The following is a 22,933-nucleotide window of genomic DNA, read 5'->3' as shown; positions in this document are numbered from 1 at the left end:
ACATATACGGCAGGAGGTTTATGAGAATTGCACTGCATTACGATACGACAACCTTGGGCGACGCTGATCGCCATCGGGGAGAAGCGGTTCGAGACCAGGGGCTGGAAAACGGAATACCGGGGCTCGCTGGCGATTCACGCCGGCAAGCAGGTGGACAAAGCGATTTGTACTCAGGAGCCGATCCGCTCGCTGCTCGCAACCGCAGGGTATACCGCCGACAATTTGCCGACCGGAGCGGTGGTCGCCGTATGCGAACTGAAAGCGTGCCACCCGGTGTTGGAGAATGATGGGAAAACAGCCATTTTGGGAGATCGCGTGGGAGGCTTAACCGCCGCCGGGCAGGAATATCGATTTGGCGATTTTGCGTTGGGCCGTTATGCCTGGGAGCTTGCCGATCTGAGGAAGCTGGACCGCCCGGCTCCGGCGAGCGGCAAGCAAGGCTTATGGAATTGGAATTGGGACGACCGGGCATAGCGATTGATTTGCGCCTGATCTTTGGCCATGCTAAGCCCCCGGATTCCGACAACTTGGGATAGGCCGGCTTGACTCATTGACATGGATGCGGCTGCGGTACCCATATTTTTCACCTCGCATTTCAGGTATCGGCCTATGAAACGAAGATTGTAAATGATCGATAAATTAATTTCTTCTTCAGGTTTCTGTAATGTTCCTTTAAGGAACCGGTGCTAAATTATAGATACTCCCTCTTCTTTATTGATAGATTGAAGAGCCCATCCTGTACGGGGATGGGCTCTTCTCTGTATTATTGGAGCGATCCGTAAACTCCGATATCGTCCAGCATGATTTTCTCCGGGCCGCCGGTCAGCCTGAATGTTAGAGATTTGATCCCGTCGGCGGGATCAAATTCCGGATCAGCCTGCGTGAAGGAGTCCAGCGGCAGCTCGTAGGTTTGGAACACGGCTTCCGTCGGCTGTTTGTATTTGCCGTCCGACATATGAAGGTCAAGCCACGGAAGAATCGTGAACTTGGTGGCGGGAAGAGGCTCAACTTCCATAAACTCCGATAAAGGAAACTGAACCGCCGTTCCATGAACGTCCTCCAGTTCGATTTCCAAAGGCATCTCGGCAGGCTGGTCTTCGTCCGCGGGGCTGCCCTCTTCCTCAAGCTCAAAGTCGCGATCCGCCAGCGAGAAGGAGAGAACTTCCGCCTCGCCGTTTTCGGGAGAAGGCGCGGATTGCTCCCAGCTTAAGGAGTAGGTTGAAGCGCCTTCCGCGTCTTCCGTACGCTCCAAAACGGCGCCGCGGGTGGATTTGCCGGAGTTATGGCGATTTTTGGCGTCTTCTTCTTTCCAGTCCAATTGGGTTGCCTCGGCCTCTCCCCCTTCGGGGATCGTCATCCGGTTCTGGTCTTCGTCAAAGCGCGCCCATGCCGTGAATTCCCCGCTTTCAAACCGGCTGAAATATTCGGTCTCCGGCAGCCAGGATAATCCCGACCGATAGTCGCGGAACAAAGGTAAATACTGATCTTGTCTGTGCAGCGTTGCCTCCATAAATGCAGAGATATAGACCTTTGCGATGCTTCTTTGCTCGCTCGGGTCAAGCATCCCCAGCCTGCTCAGCAAAATGCCTTTCGGATAGCTCACGTCCCGTCCGCCCCAACTGCTGTTGAATTGGCTGTGGTTGGCATCGGCGATATACAGCGAGGCTTTGAATTGATCGGTACCTTCCGAAAACGAAGTGCGGTTGTATTGCCGGTCGCCGTCAAAATCGCTTACGTCGCCGTCCCGCGCCCCCTGAAGCGTTAAATAACTGACATTTTGCAGCTTGGTCAGCTTGCCGTCGACCATTTTATCGGTTGGAGCGATGGCGGCTACCGCCTGAATGTGGTACTGATCCAGATTTTTCAGCGTATTGTCGCTGCCGAACCAATCCTTATAGTCGGCGGCCATCGCCACGGCTTCCCCGCCGCGGGAATGCCCTGCCAGAGCGATTTGGCCGAAATCGACTTTGCCGTAAAACGCGCTGTCCCGATCGTTTGCGAATTCGCCGATTTGCTGCAGATGCTTCAGCAGCATCCAGGCGCGCACTTTCATATCGTTGTCGGGTATTCCGGTCCATACGGAGTAATTCAGAAAATTTTCATCCACCGATACGGCGATAAATCCCCGGCTGGCCAGTAGCTGACCCAGATAAGCATATCCCTCGTCCGAAGGATCTTCCATAAGATGGTTGCCGTGAACGATCAGAACGAGCGGGTAGGGACCGTCCTTCGTCTCGCCGCCGGAGCTTTCCGGCATCCAAACCCGCCCGTTGACCGGAAGGGCGTCCTGGCGGTATCCCAAATAAAAAGCGCGGAATTTGGACCAATTTTTAATGTAAGCGGATGCGTCGACGGAGTTGGAGAGGTAATCGGCCTTCTTTCCGAATTCGGACTGCCAAATGTCGTTTCCGCTCCCGTAAGTAAAGGAGGAGACTTGATATGGGCCCGGTTCCGACGGATCGGCTGCCGTTAACGGAGTGAACGGCTCGGGTTTGGCCGTCCCCAAAACAGGAGAAGCGTTGTTGCTTTGCGAAAATGAAGTAGAAGCTGCAGGCCATACGGCCGCCGTAAGGCACAACAAGGCGATGAGGGCTCCAAAGCCCGCTTTTAAGCGGGGGCGAACCCGGCGGCTGGTAAAGCAGCCGAAGATGAGACCCGTTATGATCCCTATCAGTGTGAGGGTAGAAGAGATGACGGCGGAGATGCCGAACGGATTTTCGTTTTCATAGAATATAAAAAAGATGACGATCAGATCAAAAACAAGGGTGCCGATGTACAGCCGGGGAACAGGCAGCCCGATTAGCGCAAGCAGCAGCGCGCACACGTGAGCGATCACGAACAGCACGACCGTTCCGGCGAGCATGAACATCAAAATATCGATGGCCGCGCCAAAGCCGGTAGGCATGCCAAGCGCGGTCAGGATTAACGCGAACATGCCGGCCCCCCAGGAGCCGGCAATAGCGGTTCGCCAAAAGGCGGTATCGTATTGGTAAGTTCCGCGGATGCGGCGTGCGATCCGGGAACGAAAGCTTGGTTTCGTAAAGATGTATTCGGTCTGCACCTGAAGTTCCATAATTTCCCCCATATTTCATAGCGCTCTAGCCCTATTGTAACATGCCCATATAGATGGAGGAACAGGGGAAAACAGGATTCAGCGCGAGCCGGCGCGTTCCTTTTTGAAACGGATCGACGACCATACGGCGAGCAAAACCAGAACGCCCAGACAGACGGAGATGCTGATGCGGTTTTGGGCGTCAAAGAGAAAGAGAACCGCGATCACGGCAAGGCCAATCACCGTAATGGACGTAATATAAGGATACCCCCATACTTTGAACGCCGGTGCGGAGGGATAGACCCTGCGCAGTTTAAGCTGCGCCAGACAGATGCAAATCCAGACCAGCAGCACGACAAAGCCGGGAACGGCCATCAGCAGGCGGAACAGGCTGTCGATATCAAGATAAGCCAGCATGGAACCGAGAACCAGAACAATGGCGCTGAGGATCAGGCTGTTCACCGGGACTCCTTTGGACGAGATTTTGGCCAGCGAAGACGGTGCTTCACCGCCGGAAGCCATGGAGTGCAGCATCCGGGTCGCTCCGTAAATTCCGGAATTGGCGGCGGATAACACGGCCGTAATCAAGATGAAATTCATCAGATCGGCTGCCCCTTGCAGACCGACGGTATTCAACACTTGTACGAACGGGCTCGTCTGCTCGCTGAGGCTGTTCCAGGGAATCAGTCCGCAAATGATAAGAATCGGCAGCGTGTAGAACAAAACAACGCGCAAAATAAAGCTTTTGACCACCCGGGGCAGCACTTTTTCGGCATCTTGAGTTTCGGACAGAGTCAGTCCGATCAGCTCGGAACCTCCGTAAGAGAACATAACAACCAGCAAGGCGGAGAAGATCGCCGTCCATCCATGCGGGAAAAAGCCGCCGTAGTCCGTAAAATTGTGCGGAAACGGCGCGCTTGAGCCGGGAAGGATTCCGAACAGAAGGGCGGCGCCCAGCACGATAAACACAAGAATCATGGCGATTTTGATGCCGGCCAGCCAGAATTCAAACTCCCCGAATCCTCCGACACTCATCATATTGATGGCGATGATGAATACTGCGCTCGCCAGACTGAGCAGCCATAAAGGGGCGTCCGTAAACCAATACTGCAGGAAGCTCCCGGCGGCGATGACTTCGATGACGCATACGGCCAGCCACATGAAGCAATACATCCAGCCCATAATAAAGGAGATTCGCTCGCCGAACGCTTCACGGATGAAGTCCTTCATGTTGCGTCCGGGATAAACCGTGGCCATTTCGGCAATCGCTCCCATCACGACGAGCAGCAGCAGGCCTGCGAATACATAGGAGAAAATAACCCCCGGACCGGCAAGGCTCACCGTCTCGGCGCTGCCTTTAAAAATGCCGGTACCGATGACGCCGCCCATAGCCATAAAAGTGACGTGCCTCGGCAATAATTTTTTTTGCAAGGAAGAGTCGGTTTGTTTTGAATTCACTGTAGCAAAGCCCCCTGAACACTTGATCGATTTAAAGTTGCACAGAACTATAATACAACAAATCTTTCGGCATAGATATGAGGTTTGTGGACCAATCTATCATGCCTTGACAAATATTTACTTCGCGGGTTTAATAGTGAGATGGTTTTCTACATCCGGAGATAAAGTAGGCGATTTACAAATGAACGACAATCTCAAAAGCATTCATCCCTTATCCTGGACCATTATCATAGGAACGATTTTTGGCCGAATGGCCTCATCCATGAGTATTCCCTTTCTGTCGATCTATCTGATCAAATCGATGGGAGCTTCCCCTTCGGAGACGGGGATGGTCGTCGCTGTCAGTTCCTTGATCGGCGTGTTCGCCAGCTTCTACGGCGGATACATCTCGGATGTCATCGGACGAAAAATGGTGCTGTTCATTTCGATTTTTGGCTGGGTGTTTGTTTTCGTCGGATTTGCCCTGGCCGATAAAATCTGGATCTTCTTTATCATGAACGCGCTGAACGGATTATGCCGGGCGATGTTCGAGCCGACCTCCCGGGCGCTCCTTGCCGATATTACACCGCAAAAAAACAAAATGCTGGTGTTCAACCTTCGGTATGCGGCGATCAATTTGGGCGTTGTCGCCGGACCGCTGCTCGGCTTGAAGCTGGGGGCTTCGGATTCGGGTACGGCGTTTTATTTTGCCGGGCTGGTCTATTTTTTCTATGGCCTTGTGCTGGTGATTCAATTTCTGCTCCATAAAGATATCGGCAATGCCAAGCAAGGAACCCAAGAAAGATTGACGTTGAAGGGTGCGCTGCAGGTGACCGGGAAGGACCGGACATTTATGTACGTTCTGATTGGCATGGCCTTCTGCGTGCTGGGCTACGGACATTTCAGCTCGACGCTCGCCCAGTACATGGAAATGAGCCCGAAAATTACGGACGGCGCCAAATGGTTCAGCTATATGCTTTCACTTAATGCGGTCGTCGTGCTGGCGGTTCAATTTCCGATCGTGCGGTTTGCCGGCCGCTTCTCGCCGATTGCTCCCCTGATCGCGGGCAATCTTTGCGTCGCCGGAAGCTTAATGCTGTTCGGATCGGTCCATTCGATCTGGGCATTGATGCTGGGCGTGGTTTTCTTCACGATAGGGGAAGTGCTCATGTTTACGATGACGGATGTGCTTGTGGACCGAATCGCTTCGCCGGGGCTCCGCGGCACCTATTTCGGCATGTTTGGCTTCAACCAGCTTGGCAATGTGCTGTCGCCGCTTCTCGGAGGATTTTTGCTGGACGCTTTGGGCGTTTCACAGTCGGTGCTGATCTTTGCGATCATTGCGGTAACCGCCGCTTTCGGACTTCCGTTCTTGCTGCTGGCGCGGCGTCATTTGGCGATGGAACAGGCTTGGACGCCTGTGGATAGTTTGGCGGAGAAAGCATAGATACAAAATGCAAAAAAATGATTATAATGAATTTGAAATAGTTACATAGGGTAAAGGAGGCGCGCCCATGATTCGGTTGTTTCCGGCGGAATCCCGCCACTCGGTTGATATCGGCTGGCTCCGCAGTTCGTTAAGCTTTTCTTTCGGGTCTTATTTTGACCCGGCCAATACGGCTTTTGGCGTCATGCGGGTGCTCAATGACGATACGATTGCGCCCGGGCGCGGGTTTGGAGCCCATCCGCATAGCGACATGGAGATCGTCACTCTCGTGCTTAAGGGACGGATCAAACACGAGGATAATTTGGGCAACACGGCGGTCTCGGAAGCCGGCGAGCTGCAGCGCATGACGGCGGGAACCGGAGTGATTCATGCCGAGTACAACCCTTCGGAGGAGGCCGAAGGCAATTTTTTGCAAATGTGGTTTGTGCCGCAGGAGCGTGGGCTTGAGCCTTCTTACGAGACGGCTCGTTTCGAACGGGCCAACCTGAAGAATCGGCTGTATCCCGTCGTGACCCCGGATGGGGCGGGAGATGCGGCATTGATTCATCAGGATATGACGATTTATCTGAGCGAGCTGGAACGGGGGAATCACGTGGTCTTTCGTCAAAATCCCGGAAGGCGGATTTTCCTTTACGTGATCGAAGGTGAATTGGAGGTTAACGGAGCCAAACTGTCACGGCGGACCGAGGCGAGAATCGAATCCGAGCCGGAGCTTACGATCCGCTTGGTCCGGGATCAGGCAGCCTATTTCATGCTGATTGATTTGCCGTAATGTATTCAAAGTGAGGAGATGAGTTCGCTGCAAGAGACGTTGGTTATCAAACACGCCGTTGGGGGAAGAATTTTTTTCGATACGGCCGAAATGTCCATAGATTATCGCGCAGATCGGACGGAAGGGCAGTGGAAGGCTCAATTGGCTGTGCCGCTGAGCGATTCGTTGGAGGAACTGCTGAAGTGGAAGGAGGAACTGAACGTATTTCTCTTTCATACCGTGCCGGACCAACCGAACCGGAAAGTCTGGCTGTACGTCAGGGAGGGCGCCGTTTGGTACGAGCCTGAATTGAACCGGCTTCACTTGTCGGGCGATTCATGGATCGCTTACGATACGGAGGATTTCGGATTCCAATCCTGAACAAAAAGCGGGCCTATATGCGAGAGGGCAAGAGCTTAAGGAAGACAGGAAAATGTGAATAGTATCTGCATTTATTGAGTGTCTTCGTCGCTTTTGTACTCCAAAATATCACCCGGCTGACAATCCAAAGTCTTACATATCGCTTCTAATGTTGAAAAACGAACCGCTTTTGCTTTCCCATTTTTCAGAATGGATAGATTCGCCATAGTAATTCCAACCCTCTCCGAAAGTTCTGTTACGCTCATTTTCCTTTTTGCCAACATCACATCAACATGGATGATAATCGCCATGATATTCACCTCAGATCGTTAAATCATTTTCTGATTTTATATTAATTGCTTCTTGTAAAAGTTTTTGGAGAACAGCAGCAAAAACGGCGATCACCATAGAGGCAAAAATAATGACCAATCCGATGGGCATGAAACTGGGAGGGTCAACTTTCTCCGCCATGAGATAGTAGAGTGGCATGCCTAGCAGGTACAAGGTGCTGATTGTGACGGCACAATATTTTATATTCTTTAAAGCCTTTACGGATAATTCCGAGAACGCTTGGTTCTTATCAATATAGTTTAAAAGTTTAAAAGCTTGATACAGAGCGAAGTAAAAAGGGATTGCTGCCGCGTACATATCGATTAAAACGAGAGATTTCATATAAGCGATATCCGGATACGATTCTTTAGCAAAATTCCCGATCTTAGGCGCCAAAAATATGCAGAATGCAAGAACTGGGATTCCAATAAGAATATCAGCCATCTTCAAAAAGAGTGTTGTTCCCCGTTTCATAAAGAGCACCTCGCTAATGAATTATAAAATAACTTTAATACATATTTTATTGTTTTACAATAAATTAATATCGTTTTTTGTTATATTCTTATTGTTAATGGATGTCATTTTTATTTTTGGAAAAAAAATAAAAGCATTTCTCATTACAAAGAAATGCTCTTGCTTTATATCAAGATTCTTCAATTATCTGTTTTTTCTCGACAGGTTCAGCAAGGACAAAAGAAAAAACAAGGCCGTGGTAGCAATCAACACCGTAAGACTCACCCACATATCTACCGTATAGCCGCCAAACTTGTAGACAACACCCATATCCAGCTTGAAGTCCCGCAAGGTTTGGGCGGGAGCTCCGGCAAACGAAACTTCCATCGGACGCTCCAGCATCACCTGCCGGATAAGCACGCCTGCATGGGATACGGGGAACACCTTGATGACAAACTGCACGGCTTCCGGCAGGCTGCCCATCGGGACGTAGATGCCGGTCAGAAAACCAATTAACGTTCCGATAACGGTGCTGGCGGCGGAAAAAGCGTTTGAGCTTTTAATAAAAGTCGTGATAAAAAATACGATGGAACTGCTGGCCAGCACGGAAAGCACGATGAGACCAATGACTTCCAGGATGTTTATGACAGGCAGTATTTCACCGTCGAACAAAGCAATATATACTTCGCCAAGCAGGAAAGTGAGCAGAGTCAAAATGATTCCCACGATAACCGCGCTGAGAATATATCCGCCCGTCAAATCCCGTCTGGTGATCGGCGAGGTCGTGAAATCCTTCAGGATTTTGCGGGAACGGTCCTCAACCATGACTTCAAGCGCACCCATGGCCGAGGTGACCGATGTGACGGCGAGGATTCCCGCCACGATCCATGTGTTAATCAGAAAGGAAACGCCTTTAATATCCGGAAGGCTGTCTGCGATCGTATCCCCCAAGAAAACTACGTATAAGCCAAGGATGATGAATACGGCCAGTAAGGAGAACAAGACGGCGGCCCTGTCCCGGAAAAAGATTTTTAAATTTCGGTTTGCCATACGGATCATCAGCTTCTTACCTCCGTTCCGGTCAAGTTAATGAAGACATCGTCCATCGTGCCATTGACGATTTCCAAGTTCCCGATGTTTTCCCGGCACCTATCGATAATCTCCAGCGCGTCACGTGTGTCTTTCAGCGGGATCCGGTAAATTTCGCCGTGTTTCTCATACGTAATGCCCTGGCTTTGGAAAAGCTCTTCAAGCTCGCTCTCCCGAAGGGGCTTGATTCTCAGCATGTCGGTGGCATGCTGTTTTTTGAGGGCAAGCGGTGTCCCTTTTGCCAGTACTTCGCCATGGTCGATAATGGTGATGTAATCCGCTTGAGCCGCTTCCTCCATATAATGAGTCGTCAGGAAGACGGTCATTCCCTGCTCGCGCCGCAGCTTCAGCACCATCTCCCAGACGGTCTTCCGGGTTTGAGGATCGAGTCCGGTAGTCGGCTCGTCCATAAAGAGAATTTTAGGCGTGTTGATCAAGGCTCTTGCGATATCGGCCCGTCTTCGCTGACCTCCTGACAACTTGCCGTAAGGACGTTTGAGAAACTCCGTCACATCCGCCGCTTCGGAAGCTCTCGTTATCGCTTCCTTCAGCTCAAGGCGAGATAGCTTGTAAAAACTTCCGCGCGTCTGCAAATTTTCCTCGACGGTCAGGAGCGGGTCGAGCAAACTGTCTTGAAAGACGATACCGATGGAGGAGCGGATGTTTTGATCGTCCGTCCCCAGGCGAAAGCCGTTGATCATCACCACGCCGCCGTCCGGTTTAAGCTGAGTCGAGATCATATCAATGGTGGTCGACTTTCCCGCTCCATTGGGCCCGAGAAAAGCAAACAGGCTGCTCTCCTCGACGTAAAAATCGATTTGCTTCACCGCTTGCACCATTCCAAAGGATTTCCGAAGATCATGAACCTCAATGATTTTATTCATTCGCTTCACCCGCTGTTCCCTTTTTATTTTGCTGAATCACTTTGATTTGCTCATTGATTCGGTGCGCATCCGCGTTGCTTTTTATCATTACTACGCCATATACGGAGAAGTAGACGGCCAGACACATTCCGCCAATGATTAGAAAAAAGCGCCAGTCCAAAGAAAAGGTGTGCATCAGGAGGCCCAAAGTAAATACGATAATCAGCATAGTCAAATTGTCCGTGAGGATGGAGAGCCAAGTGTTTTTCCAGGGTATCCGATCCGTAAACGACATGATCACGGCGATGCAGGAGGTCATGGCAAAAATCTGAAAAACGAAGCTCGTCGTTACCGGAGGAAATATGTTCGTCAAAGACAAAATCGAGTAGAACAGAAGCACAAAAGTAAACGAGATGCAATTTTGCGAAAAGTAGATCTTGAATTTGGACACCGTCCTACCTCCTAAAAATCAAATTTTTGCTTGAAGCTCTGCACGTAATGGCGATTGATGATCAGTTTTTCGCCGCTGACCAGGCGGGCCTCGAACCTGCCGTTAAGCAGGGCGCGGACGCTGGCCATCTTCATGATGTTCAAAATGCAGTTTTTGCTGATCCGCACAAAATCGGCGCGGCCGAACTGCTGCTCCAGCTCATAGAGCTTCAGCCCGCACTCGTATACTTCGTTCTCGCAATATGCGAAGGTCTTGTCGTCGATCGACTCGAAATAAAAGATATCTTCCAGGCGCAAGGGATAACTCGCCCCGTCTTTCTTTCCGGTAATGGAAAAGGCGTACAGCCGAATTTGGGCGATCAGACGCTCCAGATCGCCATCAATCAACCCGCACTTAATCGTGATTTCCACTTCTTCATGTTCAAGCGATTGTTCAATCGTCAGCTTCAAACGATTCACTTCCTTGGATTCATTGAATATGTATTTATCCAGGTAAGGTGCCCGGGTTGCGTTTAACATAGCATGATCGTCTCGATGGCGGCAATGGAGGGAAGGGTGACCTGCATATACGGCAGGGTGAGATGCAAATTTAAAAGAAGAAACAGGAGGAATCCGGCTTGCCGGATTCCTCCTGTTTCTAAATATACAAAAAGATTCGAATTGAGGCCTTGCTATTTCTTCAATTTAATTTTTTCCGCCGTAGCTCTTGTAGGTGGCATACACTGCGGCGGCATATTGATCAGCCAGAATCGGGCGGCCGTAGGAATCCGTAGCTCCCGGATACCAGTTTTCTCCGCCATTATAGAACATTAAGCCTTTATTGACGCTGCCGCCTTTGTTAATCATGGCGTTTAAAATCAGCGCGCCCATGTATACCTGATCTTGAAGATCGCCATGATTGTAGGAATGTCCGTAGGTGGAAGCGAACTGGCCCGCATAGGCGTTTCGGGTGTTAGGCTCTACTTGCATCAAGCCGTCTCCGGCAGAGGGGCTGCCGCCCAAGCCGGCTCCGAAGTTGCTTTCCTTTTTGATCACAGCGCACAGCAGCAGGGCAAAGTCACCGTTTTTGCCGAATTTCTGGTCGGCATTCAACGTATATCCCCAAATATTGCTTGGAACTTCGCCGGGCTTCGTTACAGGGGAAGTTCCGCCGCCGCTGACCGGAACGATGTTCCACTTTTGCGCGGCAGTGCCGTTGTCGGTATAAATATCGACGTTGGTGTAGTTTGCGGTGCCGGCAGCGTAGACATCGAGAGCTTTGCCGCTTTTTACGTTGATCAATTTATAAGAGCCGTCGTTGTTGCCTACGATATTCCACTTTTGCGCGGCGGTGCCGTTGTCGGTGTAAATATCGACATTGGTATAATCGGCAGTGCCGGCGGCGTAGACATCAAGAGCCTTGCCGCTGTTCGTGCTGATAAGCTTGTAAGAGCCGTCGTTGTTGGCGATGATATTCCACTTTTGCGCGGCGGTGCCGTTGTCATCGTAGATATCGACATTGGTGTAGTCGGCGGTACCGGCGGCATATACATCAAGGGCTTTGCCGCTATTCACGTTAATCAGCTTATAAGTTTGTCCCGATACAACTGCTGCCGATGCTTTCAATGGTTGAACGATCCCGATGGATGCAACTAACGCGACTGCCGACGTGAAGACCAGAGCTTTTTTTAACGCATGCCTTATCACTTGGAAACACATCCTTTTCCCGTTTTTTAATCTCGCTAATCAAACTAGGAAAAACCTCATTCTATCATTTTCCTCCTTTCATAGGTTAGTTTAGCAAATTATTCCTGGGACAGGTTAAGGATTTATACATAATTTTCTATTTTTCTGTGAACGGCTTAATATTTTAATAGTCACATTATTCAATTTTTAAATTCTAATTTCATCGCCGCTCACATTTTTTTGGAGTAATAGCTGCTTAGCCCAATCGCCAGTACGAGCTGCACAAGCAGAACGGAGGCGACCATGACAATCACCGTGATACTCTCACCCATAAAGCCAAAGGCCAATACCAACGCCGATATCACATAAAGCAGCACCTGGTTCGTTTTCGCACCTGCTTTTTCGCGAATCCGTACATTGCGTTCATCGTGAACCTCGATATTTTTCTTCCGTATCATTTCTTCGCTTTCGACCTTTGAAGTGATCAGTGCGCCGGTGAAATTGCCGACTCCGAGGCAAAGCAGCGCCGTTCCCAGCCCATAACCCAGGCCGGAGAGCATTTTTACGTCTTCTTCCGTAAAAACCAATTTGGCTAAGACAAGCAGCACAGCCCCGGCGATGGCGAGAAGAAGGTAAAGCCCCATTTTACTTTTGTTCATTTTCACGTTCCTCCTCATAAATGAAAATGTCTTCAATCCGCATACCGAAATAGCTTGCAATTTTGAAGGCAAGGATGATTGACGGGTTGTAGCGTCCGTTTTCCAGAGAGCCGATCGTTTGTCTCGATACTTCCAAAATTTCCGCAAGTTCCTCTTGCTTGATCCCTCGCTGTTTTCTGATTGCTTCCAGCCTGTTCTTCAAGGAAACACCTCCGTTACGGAAAGTTAACTTTCCATTTCTGATTATAGAGCAGCCGAAATTAAATGTAAAGCTTGCTTTCCATCCAAAAATAAAGGCCCTTTGCAGGGCCTGACTGACAAACTGCCTATTTTCCCTGCAAAAGCGGGACGGGCTGGAGAACCCGTTTAGAACTTTTAGTTCTCCTTGAAATAGTTCAAACCGATTGCCTCGCGGACCTCGCACATCGTTTCCCGAGCGATTTCCCTCGCCCGGCGCGTTCCGGACATTAAGATGTCATCGACCATGGCCGGTTTGCTTGCGTAATAGGATCTGCGCTCGCGCATCGGCTCCAGGAGAAGATCCAGCGCTTCGGTAATCAGCTGTTTGCAGCCGGAGCAGCCAATGCTTCCTTTTTCGCAGCTTTCCCGGATTTCCGCGGTCCCCATAGGGCGAAAAGCCTCATGATAGGCGTAAATCGGACAAACGTCCGGATGCCCCGGATCTCCCTTGCGAACGCGGGCAGGATCGGTTACGGCCCGGCGTATTTTGAACCCCAAATCCTCCGGGGAAGAATCGAGCTCGATGGCATTTCCCAGGCTTTTACTCATTTTTGCGTTTCCGTCCGTTCCGATCAGCCTCGGCACTTCGCTAACCAAAGGGGAGGGTTCGGCAAAGACTGGCTTATACAGCTCGTTAAAGCGGCGCACGATTTTGCGGGTAAGCTCCAAATGGGGGAGCTGATCCTCGCCTACGGGCACGATCGTCGCTTTGCAGAAAGTGATATCCGCCGTTTGGCTGACCGGATAGCCGAGAAAACCGTAATACATCTCGTCCAAACCGCCGTTCTTGGATTCGGCCTTAATCGTCGGGTTATGCCGCAAGGAGTTGACCGTGACGAACATGGAGAAAAAGATCGTCAGTTCGGCGATTTCCGGTATCAGCGATTGTACGAAAATCGTCGCTTGGTTTGGGTCAATTCCGACTGCCAAATAATCAAGCGCGACTTCCCGCAAGTGTCCCCGAATCGAATCAGGCCGGTCAAAATGCGTGGTTAACGCCTGAATATCCGCCAGCAGCACAAAAGTCTCATATTGCGTTTGCAGGGTCACGCGATTGCGCAAGCTTCCGGCGTAATGGCCAAGGTGAAGCTTGCCGGTGACCCGGTCTCCGGTTAGTACCCGTTCTTTCATCGTACATCATCCTCCAGATCGTTTTGTTGTTGCTTTGATTGATCCAACACCGCCATCGCCACCAGCCGTCCTCCATGGCCATCACCTCCTTGAATTCATACTCCACTTATGAAAATAAAAAAACTCCGTCCTCAATAAGGACGAAGTTGTCGCGGTGCCACCTTAATTCAACCTGCCCCCTAAAATAAAGCCGGGAATAGGGGAGATTGTCTCGTACCGGTACGGAACATCTTTCACTCAAAAGACCTCGATACCGTTCCCTTGATAACGGAGGGAAACCCGGCTTTTCCTACTGTTCTTCTCAAAAGAGGTTCGGGAAAGCAACTCCAAAGGCCATTCGAGCAAACGCCGGACACCGGTTCGCAGCTCCCACCGGCTCTCTGCAAGTCCTTATCGCTTGTCTACTTACCCTTTCTCACGGTTGTTCGTATTTCCTGTTAAGGAACATGGTACAGCGTGAAATCCCGCAGGTCAATGGCGCTTTGGATCCCAAACCGGAATAAGTTCTTCATGACCAAGCCCCAAGCTAGTCTGCATAATCGTCCAAGTTCCCTCATAGACATGTATCAGTTTAGGAAATCAATCTGCAGAGGGGATGATCTCATGCGTCGGATCACAGGGATGCTGGCCATTATTTTGGTGATCGGCATCGTACTGACCGCATGCGGGAAGAAGGACGCCGCCGGTGTCGTCAAGGATTTGGACAAAGTTGTTTCCCAGTTGGAGAGTTATCAGGGATCAGGAACGATGACGCTCTACACGGGTGACAAGCCTCAGGAATACAAGGTAGAAGTATGGTATCAAAATCCGTCTTTCTACCGGATCGCGCTTACAAATGCGCAAAAGGACGTAACCCAGATCGTCCTGCGGAACGAGCAAGGCGTATACGTGCTGACACCAAGCCTCAACAAAAGCTTCCGCTTCCAGAGCGATTGGCCGGAAAATCAAGGCCAGGTTTATTTGTATCAAACGCTCGTGCGGAGCATCTTAAGCGACAACTCGCGCCAATTTGTCAGCGACAAGGACAGCTACGTATTTGAAGTGGCGGCGAACTACAACACGCATGCCCTTGTGCGCCAGAAAATTTGGCTGGCCAAAAACGACTACGCGCCGAAGCAGGTTCAAGTCTCGGATGCGGAAGCCAAAGTCGTCGTGGAAGTGAAATTCAACAAGTTTGCTTTTGATGCGAAGTTCGATAAAAATTCCTTTGATATGCAGCACAATCTCGACACGGCGGCGCAGGACTCGCAAGGAACCATGCTTGAAGTCGACGAGAACGGAATGCTCGTTGAGAAGCCGGCAGCTGACGGCAGCTCGACAGGCTCCGAAAACGCGGATTCGACTTCCGGCACGGCTGAGGGGGACGACCAAGGCCAGGCTTCGGAAGTTCCGGCCACCCCGGCACTCTCCGAACCGTTTGGGGTCATTATTCCGACCTATTTGCCGGATGGAGCAGAATACAAGGACGATACGGCGACGGAAGGCGACGGACGCAGCACGGTAGTTATGCGGTATGACGGTACATATCAGTATACGATTACGGAATCCCGTTCTCCCGATCGTGCCGCTTCGCTGGCTCCTGCCGAACTGGTTGACCTTGGCTTCACCGCCGGCTTGTTGACGGGAGATGAACTGCAAACCTTGACCTGGACGACAGACGGACTGGAATTCCGGATTACGAGCGAAAATCTGCCGGTCAGCGAAATGGTGAAAATCGCCGCTTCTATGCAAGATCAAACGGGTAAATAATGAGAAATAGGCGGATTGCGGATGTTTCGGTAGCCAGAACGTACCGGATTCCGCCTGTTCGCCTCTTTTTTTGTTTGGCGCTTTCCTTGCCTTTGAATTGGGTTCTTTTGCAGAATTGACAGCCGCTTCCGGGAACATTACCATTAGTGTATTGCTCAGGATGAATCATGGACTTTCAATCTTTGGAGAAGGTGACCTAGAAGTGCAAGTGAAGTTTCGACCTACCCGCGCAGAAATCGATTTGGATGCGCTGTATAGCAATTATATGGCGTTAAAAAGAAGACAGCCGGCAGACATGAAAATGCTGGCATGTGTAAAAGCTAACGCTTATGGACACGGTGCAGTCACAGTGGCGAAGGAACTGGAGCGGATCGGGGCGGATTATCTCAGCGTCGCTTTTTTGGATGAGGCGCTGGAACTAAGAAATGCCGGCATTACGCTGCCGATTTTGGTTCTGGGATATACTCCGCCGCATGGAGTGCGAACCGCTTGGGAACAACAAGTGACACTGAACGTATTCAGCGAGGAAGTGCTGGAGGAGATCAGCTTGCTTGATTCCCGCGAATTCCGCCATAAGCTGAAAATCCACATCAAAATCGATTCCGGAATGGGGCGCGTAGGTCTGTTGCCCGGAGAAGAGGCGGTTACCTTTGTCCGGAAGGCCATGCAAATCCCGCATGTGGAAGTGGAGGGGCTATTTACCCATTACGCCACTGCGGATGAAGAAGACAAAAGCTATACATTGGAGCAGTATCGTCGATTTCAGGGTGTGGTTCACGCGCTGCGGGAGCATGAAATTCATATCCCGATCATACATACGGGTAACAGCGCTATTGCTATTGACCTGCCTGAGTTGTCCTGCCAAATGGTTAGAATCGGGATTGCGTTATACGGACTGTATCCTTCGGACGAGGTTCATAAAGAGAAGGTGCCGCTCGTCCCGATTTTGTCCTTGAAAACGGAAACCGTCTGGGTCAAAACCTTGCCGCCTCATTCCAAAATCAGCTATGGAGCAAGGTATGAGACGCAGCAGTCCGAACGGATCGCCACACTTCCGGTCGGCTATGCCGACGGATATTCCCGGATGCTTGGAGGCAAGGCGCAAGTACTGATACGCGGACGCCGCGTCCCTGTCGTCGGAACGATCTGCATGGACCAATGTATGGTATCGCTTCAAGCTTTGGCTGGTGAAGCCGAAGAAATTCAAGCCGGCGAGGAGGTTGTGCTCATCGGTCAGCAGTCCGGCGCGGAAATTACAGCCGGAGAGCTGGCATCCGAACTTGGAACCATCCACTACGAGTTGGTGTGCATGTTGGCTCATCGTATACCACGGGTATATAAGCGCGCAGGGGAGCCTGACGTGCTGGTCAATCCGCTGCTTTAGCCCCTTTTCAAAAAATACAGACAAAATTCAACAAAACTTTTCCCTGATATGAAGGATTTTGTGCCAGGACTATCGAATCATTAAAACACATGGAAATGATCAGGTATGTACGGTGTTGTCATTTTTGTTTATAATGAAATGCAGCATACTTGATATACTCACGGCATATATTTCTTTTGTATAAATTTCCTTGAATACTGCTATACTGAATCACGTAGGGATCAGGGTCGACAAGGTTTTGGGGGTGGAAGTTGAAGATGGCCAATATGCACAGCACCAAAAGAATCATGATCAGTTTGCCGGATCATCTTTTGCAGGAGGTAGATGGAATCGTTGCGATGGAGAATTCCAACCGCAGCGAGTTGATAAGGCAGGCCATGAAGCTGTATTTGAACGAACGGAAAAAGCGTTTTATCCGGGATTCCATGCAGCGCGGATATATGGAAATGGCAAAGATCAATTTATCCATGGCCTCCGAAGCGTTCCATGCGGAGGAAGATGCAGACATCACTCTGGACCGCTTAGTAAGCGGGGTGTAAACATTGATCGTAAAGCGCGGCGACGTATTTTTTGCAGATCTCTCTCCCGTAGTGGGTTCAGAACAGGGAGGGGTAAGACCGGTGCTTATCATCCAGAACGATATCGGCAACCGATTTAGCCCGACGGCCATTGTTGCCGCAATTACGGCTCAAATCCAGAAGGCGAAACTGCCGACTCATGTCGAAATCGATGCGGCTACACACGGGTTTGACCGGGATTCCGTTATTTTGCTGGAACAAATCCGAACCATAGATAAACAAAGGCTCACCGATAAAATTACGCACTTGGATGATGAGACGATGAAAAAAGTGAACGATGCGCTGCTGATCAGTCTCGGTTTAATTGACTTCTAAACTATTCCGGCGGAAGCTTCCGTCCGGTGGTAGACGCTTTCGGAATATGCCGAGGCGTCTTTTTTGATGCGCATTTATAAATTTTCGGCGATCGGAATTTATTTAAGGCTTGATACCGCAAGCGGTGCTGACAAGATGAGCGCAAGTCAAGTCTCTGAGTTAGCGTGCCAGCGTCGAGCCTCCAGGCGCACGTCAAGTCTCTGGGACTGGTGTCAACCTTCGGAGCCAATGTTGGCGGGCGCCTTCATCGCTGACAGCGCAATCCTCTCTACTCTGCTCCGTCAAAATAGCGGTATGTTAGGGCCTTATTTTTCGGATTCCGGCGTGTTGTGCGACAATAGGGGAACGGAAGGGCCCTATTGTTGAGCAAACGGGGCAAAAGGCGGTCATTTCCCGGCGATTCGAGAAAATAGCGCCCTTCCTGGCCTCTATTTCACGTAAAACGAGCGATACCGTCCTAATAACGCCCTTTTGTTCCCTTATGTAGACTTTTGTATCATACAATTTATATAGTACTTTTTTGACAGCCCTTTCATTTCACCATATATTTTTGCTATTTATCGGCCGGGGTTATTCTTGTACGATGAAGACAGTCCAATATAGAGGAGATGGGTGCAATGAACGAGCAATATGAAATGTATGACGATCCTTTTAAAATGATGATCCTTTTGGCGACGTTCGTGGCCGAGCAGAAGGGCGTCAAACTGGATTACGGGCAGGTTCCGGAATTTGAGACCGATAAATTCTTACTGGAGAACGGCAGGTTCTTCTATAAAAAGGACCAGATTGAAATTACCTGGGACGGATTTCTCGGCCGGGACATCCAGAGCAATAAAGATTTGACCCGCCAGGAATACAACCGCATGTTTGTTGATTGTATGGCCTCAGTCTATGGAGTGAACTAAGCGATTATAAAAAGGACCGCAGGGAGGATTTAGTTCCATCTCTTGCGGTCCTTTATGATTCAATCGGTGCGAAGCGCATAGATCGGCCGCAGCTTTGCCGCCTTGTTGGCCGGGATGACTCCGAACAGGATGCCGATAAACAAGGAGAAACCAAAAGAAATCAGCACAATCGAAGGCGAAACGGAGGTGGTTAGCGTGCTGAAATGTCCAATCGCCGCGCTGGCGCCGTACCCGAGTCCAATGCCGATGATGCCGCCAAACCCGCTTAAGGCGGTGGATTCGATCATGAACTGAAACAGAATGTCTCTTTTTTTGGCGCCGATCGCTTTGCGGACCCCAATCTCACGCGTTCGTTCACTTACGGAAACGAGCATGATGTTCATGATGCCGATGCCGCCGACAAACAGGGAAATCCCGGCGATGCCGCCCAGTGCGAGCGACAGCATCTGCGTGGTGGAATTCAGCGTGTCGAGCATTTCCTGCGAGTTGAAGACCGTGTAGGAATTTTCCGCATTTTTGAATTTTTTGTCGAGCGCGGCTTCCAACAGGGTTTTGATCCGGTTGATATCCGTGGAGTCGGATGCCTGAACCGTAATGGAGCGAATGCCCCGGCTCTGCATGAAGCGTTCCGCCGTGGTGATCGGAATCAGGATCCGATCATCGTTGGAGGCCGTCATGCTCGAGCCTTTGCTTTCCAGCAGGCCGACGATTTTGAAGCTGGAGCCGTTCAGTTGAACCGTCTGTCCGACGGGGTTTTCCGTTCCGAACAGGGTGCTGGCGGTTTCGGTGCCGATGAGCGCGACCTTCATCCGGTAATCGTTATCGATGTCCAGGATGAAGCGCCCGGATTGGACGTGAAAATCATTAACCGTTTCATAAGAAGGGGTGATGCCTTCAATCGTTACGGAGCTGTTTTCCGTCCCTTTCTTGGCCGTGACCGAACCATTGACGACCGGGGAAACGTTCGCGACTCCCGGAATATCGCCTAGCGCCAGCGCTTCGTCGAGAGTCAGGGAAGTCGTGTTGCCGCGGCCCATGATTGAGACTGTCAAGAGGTCGGTGCCAAGTCCTTCGAGTTGCTCGGTGATCTGTGAAGTGGTTCCTTGTCCGACGGAAACCAGGGTAATGACCGAGGAAACCCCGATGATAATGCCAAGCATGGTCAGGAAAGACCGGATTTTGCTGCTGGAAATGCTTTTCCAAGCCATTTTGAAGCTTTGGAGCAAATTCATGCCGGATTCCCCCGATCTTCGACGATGCTGCCGTCATGAATCCGAATGACCCGCTTGGCCTGTTCGGCTATGGACATGTCATGCGTGATCAGAATGATCGTATGGCCTTGCCGGTTCAAGGATTTCATCCGGTCCATCACTTCGGTTCCGGTTTTGCTGTCGAGCGCGCCGGTGGGTTCATCCGCCAGCAGCAGGGGCGGATTCCCGGCAATGGCGCGGGCGATCGCTACACGCTGCTGCTGACCGCCCGACAACTCGGAGGGACGATGATGCTGACGGTCGCTTAAGCCGACACGCTCCAGCGATTCCTCGGTTTGCTTTTTCCGGTCCCGGTGCGTCATGCCCCTATAAATAAGCGGCAACTCCACATTTTCAAAGGCGGACAATTTGGGAAGCAGATTGAACTGCTGAAATATAAACCCGATTTTCTCGTTACGGATCTTGGCCAGCTTGTTATCCGACAATTTTCGTACGTCCTGCCCGTCAAGCAGGTACTCGCCTTCCGTTGCGACGTCCAGGCATCCGAGAATGTTCATCAGGGTGGATTTTCCGGATCCGGAAGGACCGATGATAGCGACGAATTCCCCGTAATGAATCGTGAAATTGATGTCTTTCAATACGGTCATTACCTCGCCGCCCATGGAGTACCCATGGGTCAATCCGTTTACCCGGATCAAAGGGTGGTCGATGCTCATTTATCTTCCACCCCCGCCGCCAAAGCCGCTTGTGGAAGCTCCGCCGGATCCAGCGCCACCGGTAGAACCTCCTCCCGTAGAGCCGCCACCGGTCGAACCGCCGCCGTTTCTGCTAAAGCCGCCGCCGGTGCCGCCGAATCTTCCGCTGCCTCCGCCACCGCTAAAGCCGCCCGCTCCACCGCCGAAACCGCCCTCTCCTCCAAAGAGGCCGCCGCCCATACGCGCGTTGTTTTCCGTTTGATTAGCGGAAGATGCGGAAGCCCGGATGGTTGGAATCACGACTTCATCGCCTTCACTTAATCCGCTCTTGATTTCTATCGTGCTTTCGTCATGCACGCCGACCTCGACCTGCTTCATTTGGCCCATACCGCTTGTGGCTTGGCGATTGCGGAATTGACCGGAGGCTCCGGCTTGATTTTGGCCCTGACTTTGGTTTTGAGTTTGGCCTTGGGTTTGAGATTGGGCTTGTTTTGTACCGTTGTCCGAGCTTGCGGCGTTATCCTGCGTGCCGGATGCGGAAGGAAGAATAACCGAATAACGATCTCCTCTTTCCTGAACCGCTTCGATCGGCAGCGTGAGAACGTCTTTTGCCTCGCTGATAACAACGGATGCCTCGGCTGACATGCCTACTTTGGCCCCGGTTGAATCGTTCAGCGCAATCGTAACGTCAAACAGGGATACGCCGTTGGTGGCTTCCCCTTCATTAGCGATCTCGGTGACCTTCCCCTCAATCGTTTTATCCGGAAGGGCGTCAAGCGTAATATTTGCTTTCATTCCGGTTTTGACCTTCGGAATATCGAGTTCGTCGATTTTAACGGATACGCTTAAGGACTGATAATCGTTAATGACGAATAAGTCGCTGCCGCCTTTGGCCTGTTCTCCGGCCGTAATGTTGACTGCCGTGACGGTTCCGTTAATGGAGGACTTCAGGGGAGACGGCGGCGCTTCGTCCTCTTTCAAGGAAGCGATTTGATCTTCCGTCGAACTGATATCCATCTCCTGCTTAGCGATCTGTTCCTTCGTTTTGTGCAGAGTCTGATCGTCCGATCCGTCCTGAACCTGCTGCTTGTATTGCTCTTGCATGTCTTCCAGGTCCATTTTTTGCAGCTCCAGCGTATTCTGCTTATCTTTAATATTGTCCGAATTATCCAGGCTTTCGTAGGTTAAAAGCTCCTGGCCTTTTTTCACGATATCTCCCGTATGCACCAGGACCTTGCTGACTTTTCCTTCATCCGTGGCACGTACGCTCTCCTGATTGGTTGAAGTGACGGAGCCTGTCCCTGATACGGCGACAACGATGTCCCCCCTGGTTACCTGTGCCGTATTGAAAACTGGAGCGGCTGCATTTTTGTTTTGTTTGCCAGGTAAAACGAAAATGAGTATCAGCGCAGCGGCAATGATCAGCAAAGAACCAATCCCGATCCATATCCATTTTTTCTTCATCATGTCATTCCAACCTTCTTGAGAGATAAAATCCGCTTCTATATAAGGAAGCAATCTATATACTAAGGAAACAAGATGAATTCAGGCTGAACCCAAGCTGAAGATTTCCTGAAAATTTTCTGCTAGAAATTAGGGATTATTCATTTAGGAATAGCAAGGAAGGGGCTTTCTGGTATAATGGGGGTATCTATCTTTGAGGAGGAACGCTTTGCATGGACCAAATTCCGTCCGATCCGTCTTATCAGTACTCCAGTTTCAGCCAATTTCCGCCAAATCAGCCGCCCGTACCGGCTAAAACAAACGGAAAATCAATCGCTTCGCTTGTGCTTGGCATTTTGGCGATCGTCATTCCCTATGCGGGATTTATTTTGGGAATCGTGGGGATCGTGTTCTCGAGCTTATCGCTCAAGGAGATCAGAATTTCCAATGAACAGGGCAAGGGCTTCAGCATCGCAGGCCTGGTCTGCGGGATTATCGGAACCGCTTTATGGGGAATCATTCTGCTGATTTTAATTATTGCGATCATTGCATTTTCTTCTACCACAACGAACACTTTCACAAATTTCTAAACTTGTTTCGGTTTCGGCTTGTAAGCACCGCTCCCCTTTGTGGCGCGGTGTTTTTTGCGTTTTGGGGGAGGTTCGATGCTCCAGTCGCTGGAAATGCGGAGCAAAGTTTGTGATAATAAGAGAAGTCGCATTTTTT

General features: G+C 50.7%; 25 protein-coding genes and 1 other annotated feature. Of the genes, 10 read left to right on the top strand and 15 right to left on the bottom strand.

The window, feature by feature from the left end:
* The first annotated feature begins 27 nt into the window (after positions 1-27).
* Positions 28-474 carry an ASCH domain-containing protein gene (locus ACI48K_RS00915; protein WP_475025671.1) on the top strand — a complete coding sequence of 149 codons (447 nt, stop codon included), beginning with the start codon at positions 28-30 and terminating at the stop codon, positions 472-474.
* Positions 475-763: 289 nt separating this feature from the next.
* Here the strand turns inward: ACI48K_RS00915 and ACI48K_RS00910 are convergent, their stop codons facing one another.
* Together ACI48K_RS00910 and ACI48K_RS00905 are read right to left on the bottom strand one after the other, a co-directional pair.
* The gene (locus ACI48K_RS00910) at positions 764-3,073 is read right to left on the bottom strand and encodes an alpha/beta hydrolase family protein (protein ID WP_475025670.1); all 2,310 of its coding nucleotides are present in this window, start codon (positions 3,071-3,073) and stop codon (positions 764-766) included.
* A 78-nt stretch (positions 3,074-3,151) separates the two neighbouring features.
* Positions 3,152-4,510, bottom strand: coding sequence for an amino acid permease (locus ACI48K_RS00905; RefSeq protein ID WP_475025669.1), 1,359 nt, complete (start codon positions 4,508-4,510; stop codon positions 3,152-3,154).
* 181 nt (positions 4,511-4,691) lie between these two features.
* Here ACI48K_RS00905 and ACI48K_RS00900 point away from each other — a divergent pair, with 181 nt between their 5' ends.
* The 3 genes from ACI48K_RS00900 (at position 4,692) to ACI48K_RS00890 (ending at position 7,068) form a co-directional block, all read left to right on the top strand.
* Complete coding sequence (locus ACI48K_RS00900; RefSeq protein WP_475025668.1) at positions 4,692-5,936, top strand: MDR family MFS transporter; 1,245 nt, start codon at positions 4,692-4,694, stop codon at positions 5,934-5,936.
* A 67-nt stretch (positions 5,937-6,003) separates the two neighbouring features.
* Entirely contained in the window at positions 6,004-6,708 is a 705-nt protein-coding gene (locus ACI48K_RS00895; RefSeq protein WP_475025667.1) for a pirin family protein, read from the top strand.
* A gap of 18 nt (positions 6,709-6,726) precedes the next feature.
* Entirely contained in the window at positions 6,727-7,068 is a 342-nt protein-coding gene (locus ACI48K_RS00890; RefSeq protein WP_475025666.1) for a hypothetical protein, read from the top strand.
* 71 nt (positions 7,069-7,139) lie between these two features.
* Here ACI48K_RS00890 and ACI48K_RS00885 read toward each other — a convergent pair whose 3' ends face one another.
* From ACI48K_RS00885 to trpS, 10 genes are all read right to left on the bottom strand, one after another.
* Complete coding sequence (locus ACI48K_RS00885; protein ID WP_475025665.1) at positions 7,140-7,358, bottom strand: helix-turn-helix domain-containing protein; 219 nt, start codon at positions 7,356-7,358, stop codon at positions 7,140-7,142.
* A gap of 10 nt (positions 7,359-7,368) precedes the next feature.
* The gene (locus ACI48K_RS00880) at positions 7,369-7,851 is read right to left on the bottom strand and encodes a DUF2975 domain-containing protein (RefSeq protein ID WP_475025664.1); all 483 of its coding nucleotides are present in this window, start codon (positions 7,849-7,851) and stop codon (positions 7,369-7,371) included.
* Between the two features lie 183 nt (positions 7,852-8,034).
* A complete protein-coding gene (locus tag ACI48K_RS00875) occupies positions 8,035-8,889 on the bottom strand; it encodes an ABC transporter permease (protein ID WP_475025663.1) in 855 nt (284 codons plus the stop codon).
* Positions 8,889-9,803 (bottom strand): ABC transporter ATP-binding protein, encoded by a 915-nt coding sequence (locus tag ACI48K_RS00870; RefSeq protein WP_475025662.1) that lies wholly within the window; start codon positions 9,801-9,803, stop codon positions 8,889-8,891. The genes ACI48K_RS00875 and ACI48K_RS00870 overlap by 1 nt, the downstream gene beginning before the upstream one ends.
* On the bottom strand, positions 9,796-10,233 hold the full coding sequence (locus ACI48K_RS00865) for a hypothetical protein (RefSeq protein WP_475025661.1): 438 nt from the start codon (positions 10,231-10,233) through the stop codon (positions 9,796-9,798). Before ACI48K_RS00865 ends, ACI48K_RS00870 begins: the two co-directional genes overlap by 8 nt.
* 11 nt (positions 10,234-10,244) lie before the next feature.
* Positions 10,245-10,751 (bottom strand): LytTR family DNA-binding domain-containing protein, encoded by a 507-nt coding sequence (locus ACI48K_RS00860; RefSeq protein WP_475025660.1) that lies wholly within the window; start codon positions 10,749-10,751, stop codon positions 10,245-10,247.
* 165 nt (positions 10,752-10,916) lie between these two features.
* Positions 10,917-11,918 carry an RICIN domain-containing protein gene (locus tag ACI48K_RS00855; protein ID WP_475025659.1) on the bottom strand — a complete coding sequence of 334 codons (1,002 nt, stop codon included), beginning with the start codon at positions 11,916-11,918 and terminating at the stop codon, positions 10,917-10,919.
* Positions 11,919-12,127: 209 nt separating this feature from the next.
* On the bottom strand, positions 12,128-12,556 hold the full coding sequence (locus ACI48K_RS00850; RefSeq protein ID WP_475025658.1) for a DUF2178 domain-containing protein: 429 nt from the start codon (positions 12,554-12,556) through the stop codon (positions 12,128-12,130).
* The gene (locus ACI48K_RS00845; RefSeq protein WP_475025657.1) at positions 12,543-12,758 is read right to left on the bottom strand and encodes a helix-turn-helix transcriptional regulator; all 216 of its coding nucleotides are present in this window, start codon (positions 12,756-12,758) and stop codon (positions 12,543-12,545) included. The genes ACI48K_RS00850 and ACI48K_RS00845 overlap by 14 nt, the downstream gene beginning before the upstream one ends.
* 173 nt (positions 12,759-12,931) lie before the next feature.
* Positions 12,932-13,927: a tryptophan--tRNA ligase gene (gene trpS, locus ACI48K_RS00840; RefSeq protein ID WP_475025656.1), complete on the bottom strand. Its 996-nt coding sequence runs from the start codon at positions 13,925-13,927 to the stop codon at positions 12,932-12,934.
* Positions 13,928-14,060: 133 nt separating this feature from the next.
* Positions 14,061-14,355 (bottom strand) — a binding site (T-box leader).
* 175 nt (positions 14,356-14,530) lie between these two features.
* On the opposite strand from trpS, the gene ACI48K_RS00835 reads away from it, so the two are divergent.
* The 5 genes from ACI48K_RS00835 (at position 14,531) to ACI48K_RS00815 (ending at position 18,858) form a co-directional block, all read left to right on the top strand.
* Entirely contained in the window at positions 14,531-15,676 is a 1,146-nt protein-coding gene (locus ACI48K_RS00835) for an outer membrane lipoprotein-sorting protein (protein ID WP_475025655.1), read from the top strand.
* Between the two features lie 202 nt (positions 15,677-15,878).
* Positions 15,879-17,060 (top strand): alanine racemase, encoded by a 1,182-nt coding sequence (alr, locus tag ACI48K_RS00830; RefSeq protein ID WP_475025654.1) that lies wholly within the window; start codon positions 15,879-15,881, stop codon positions 17,058-17,060.
* A gap of 257 nt (positions 17,061-17,317) precedes the next feature.
* A complete protein-coding gene (locus ACI48K_RS00825) occupies positions 17,318-17,599 on the top strand; it encodes a CopG family ribbon-helix-helix protein (RefSeq protein WP_475025653.1) in 282 nt (93 codons plus the stop codon).
* Between the two features lie 3 nt (positions 17,600-17,602).
* On the top strand, positions 17,603-17,953 hold the full coding sequence (locus ACI48K_RS00820; RefSeq protein WP_068779893.1) for a type II toxin-antitoxin system PemK/MazF family toxin: 351 nt from the start codon (positions 17,603-17,605) through the stop codon (positions 17,951-17,953).
* A gap of 617 nt (positions 17,954-18,570) precedes the next feature.
* The gene (locus ACI48K_RS00815; RefSeq protein WP_475025652.1) at positions 18,571-18,858 is read left to right on the top strand and encodes a hypothetical protein; all 288 of its coding nucleotides are present in this window, start codon (positions 18,571-18,573) and stop codon (positions 18,856-18,858) included.
* 59 nt (positions 18,859-18,917) lie between these two features.
* Here the strand turns inward: ACI48K_RS00815 and ACI48K_RS00810 are convergent, their stop codons facing one another.
* Genes ACI48K_RS00810 through ACI48K_RS00800 form a run of 3 tightly spaced genes read right to left on the bottom strand, consistent with a single transcriptional unit; the run spans position 18,918 to position 22,231 of the window.
* Positions 18,918-20,090: an ABC transporter permease gene (locus tag ACI48K_RS00810; protein ID WP_475025651.1), complete on the bottom strand. Its 1,173-nt coding sequence runs from the start codon at positions 20,088-20,090 to the stop codon at positions 18,918-18,920.
* A complete protein-coding gene (locus ACI48K_RS00805; protein WP_475025650.1) occupies positions 20,087-20,785 on the bottom strand; it encodes an ABC transporter ATP-binding protein in 699 nt (232 codons plus the stop codon). The genes ACI48K_RS00810 and ACI48K_RS00805 overlap by 4 nt, the downstream gene beginning before the upstream one ends.
* A complete protein-coding gene (locus tag ACI48K_RS00800) occupies positions 20,786-22,231 on the bottom strand; it encodes an efflux RND transporter periplasmic adaptor subunit (protein ID WP_475025649.1) in 1,446 nt (481 codons plus the stop codon).
* A 209-nt stretch (positions 22,232-22,440) separates the two neighbouring features.
* Here ACI48K_RS00800 and ACI48K_RS00795 point away from each other — a divergent pair, with 209 nt between their 5' ends.
* On the top strand, positions 22,441-22,797 hold the full coding sequence (locus tag ACI48K_RS00795; protein WP_475025648.1) for a DUF4190 domain-containing protein: 357 nt from the start codon (positions 22,441-22,443) through the stop codon (positions 22,795-22,797).
* Positions 22,798-22,933 lie beyond the last annotated feature (136 nt).

The organism is Paenibacillus terrisolis, assembly GCF_056171975.1.
Note: the sequence above shows the minus strand (reverse complement) of the source record. Positions and strands in the feature narration are given on the sequence as shown.

Excerpts from the sequence above, each read along its gene's own strand:
- trpS (WP_475025656.1), bottom strand. The coding sequence starts at position 13,927 with ATGAAAGAACGGGTACTAACCGGAGACCGGGTCACCGGCAAGCTTCAC.
- ACI48K_RS00810 (WP_475025651.1), bottom strand. The coding sequence starts at position 20,090 with ATGAATTTGCTCCAAAGCTTCAAAATGGCTTGGAAAAGCATTTCCAGC.
- ACI48K_RS00880 (WP_475025664.1), bottom strand. The coding sequence starts at position 7,851 with ATGAAACGGGGAACAACACTCTTTTTGAAGATGGCTGATATTCTTATT.
- ACI48K_RS00885 (WP_475025665.1), bottom strand. The coding sequence starts at position 7,358 with ATGGCGATTATCATCCATGTTGATGTGATGTTGGCAAAAAGGAAAATG.
- ACI48K_RS00875 (WP_475025663.1), bottom strand. The coding sequence starts at position 8,889 with ATGATCCGTATGGCAAACCGAAATTTAAAAATCTTTTTCCGGGACAGG.
- ACI48K_RS00835 (WP_475025655.1), top strand. The coding sequence starts at position 14,531 with ATGCGTCGGATCACAGGGATGCTGGCCATTATTTTGGTGATCGGCATC.
- ACI48K_RS00870 (WP_475025662.1), bottom strand. The coding sequence starts at position 9,803 with ATGAATAAAATCATTGAGGTTCATGATCTTCGGAAATCCTTTGGAATG.
- ACI48K_RS00850 (WP_475025658.1), bottom strand. The coding sequence starts at position 12,556 with ATGAACAAAAGTAAAATGGGGCTTTACCTTCTTCTCGCCATCGCCGGG.
- ACI48K_RS00910 (WP_475025670.1), bottom strand. The coding sequence starts at position 3,073 with ATGGAACTTCAGGTGCAGACCGAATACATCTTTACGAAACCAAGCTTT.
- ACI48K_RS00825 (WP_475025653.1), top strand. The coding sequence starts at position 17,318 with ATGGCCAATATGCACAGCACCAAAAGAATCATGATCAGTTTGCCGGAT.
- ACI48K_RS00890 (WP_475025666.1), top strand. The coding sequence starts at position 6,727 with ATGAGTTCGCTGCAAGAGACGTTGGTTATCAAACACGCCGTTGGGGGA.
- ACI48K_RS00900 (WP_475025668.1), top strand. The coding sequence starts at position 4,692 with ATGAACGACAATCTCAAAAGCATTCATCCCTTATCCTGGACCATTATC.
- ACI48K_RS00795 (WP_475025648.1), top strand. The coding sequence starts at position 22,441 with ATGGACCAAATTCCGTCCGATCCGTCTTATCAGTACTCCAGTTTCAGC.
- ACI48K_RS00815 (WP_475025652.1), top strand. The coding sequence starts at position 18,571 with ATGAACGAGCAATATGAAATGTATGACGATCCTTTTAAAATGATGATC.
- ACI48K_RS00895 (WP_475025667.1), top strand. The coding sequence starts at position 6,004 with ATGATTCGGTTGTTTCCGGCGGAATCCCGCCACTCGGTTGATATCGGC.
- ACI48K_RS00805 (WP_475025650.1), bottom strand. The coding sequence starts at position 20,785 with ATGAGCATCGACCACCCTTTGATCCGGGTAAACGGATTGACCCATGGG.
- ACI48K_RS00800 (WP_475025649.1), bottom strand. The coding sequence starts at position 22,231 with ATGATGAAGAAAAAATGGATATGGATCGGGATTGGTTCTTTGCTGATC.
- ACI48K_RS00860 (WP_475025660.1), bottom strand. The coding sequence starts at position 10,751 with ATGTTAAACGCAACCCGGGCACCTTACCTGGATAAATACATATTCAAT.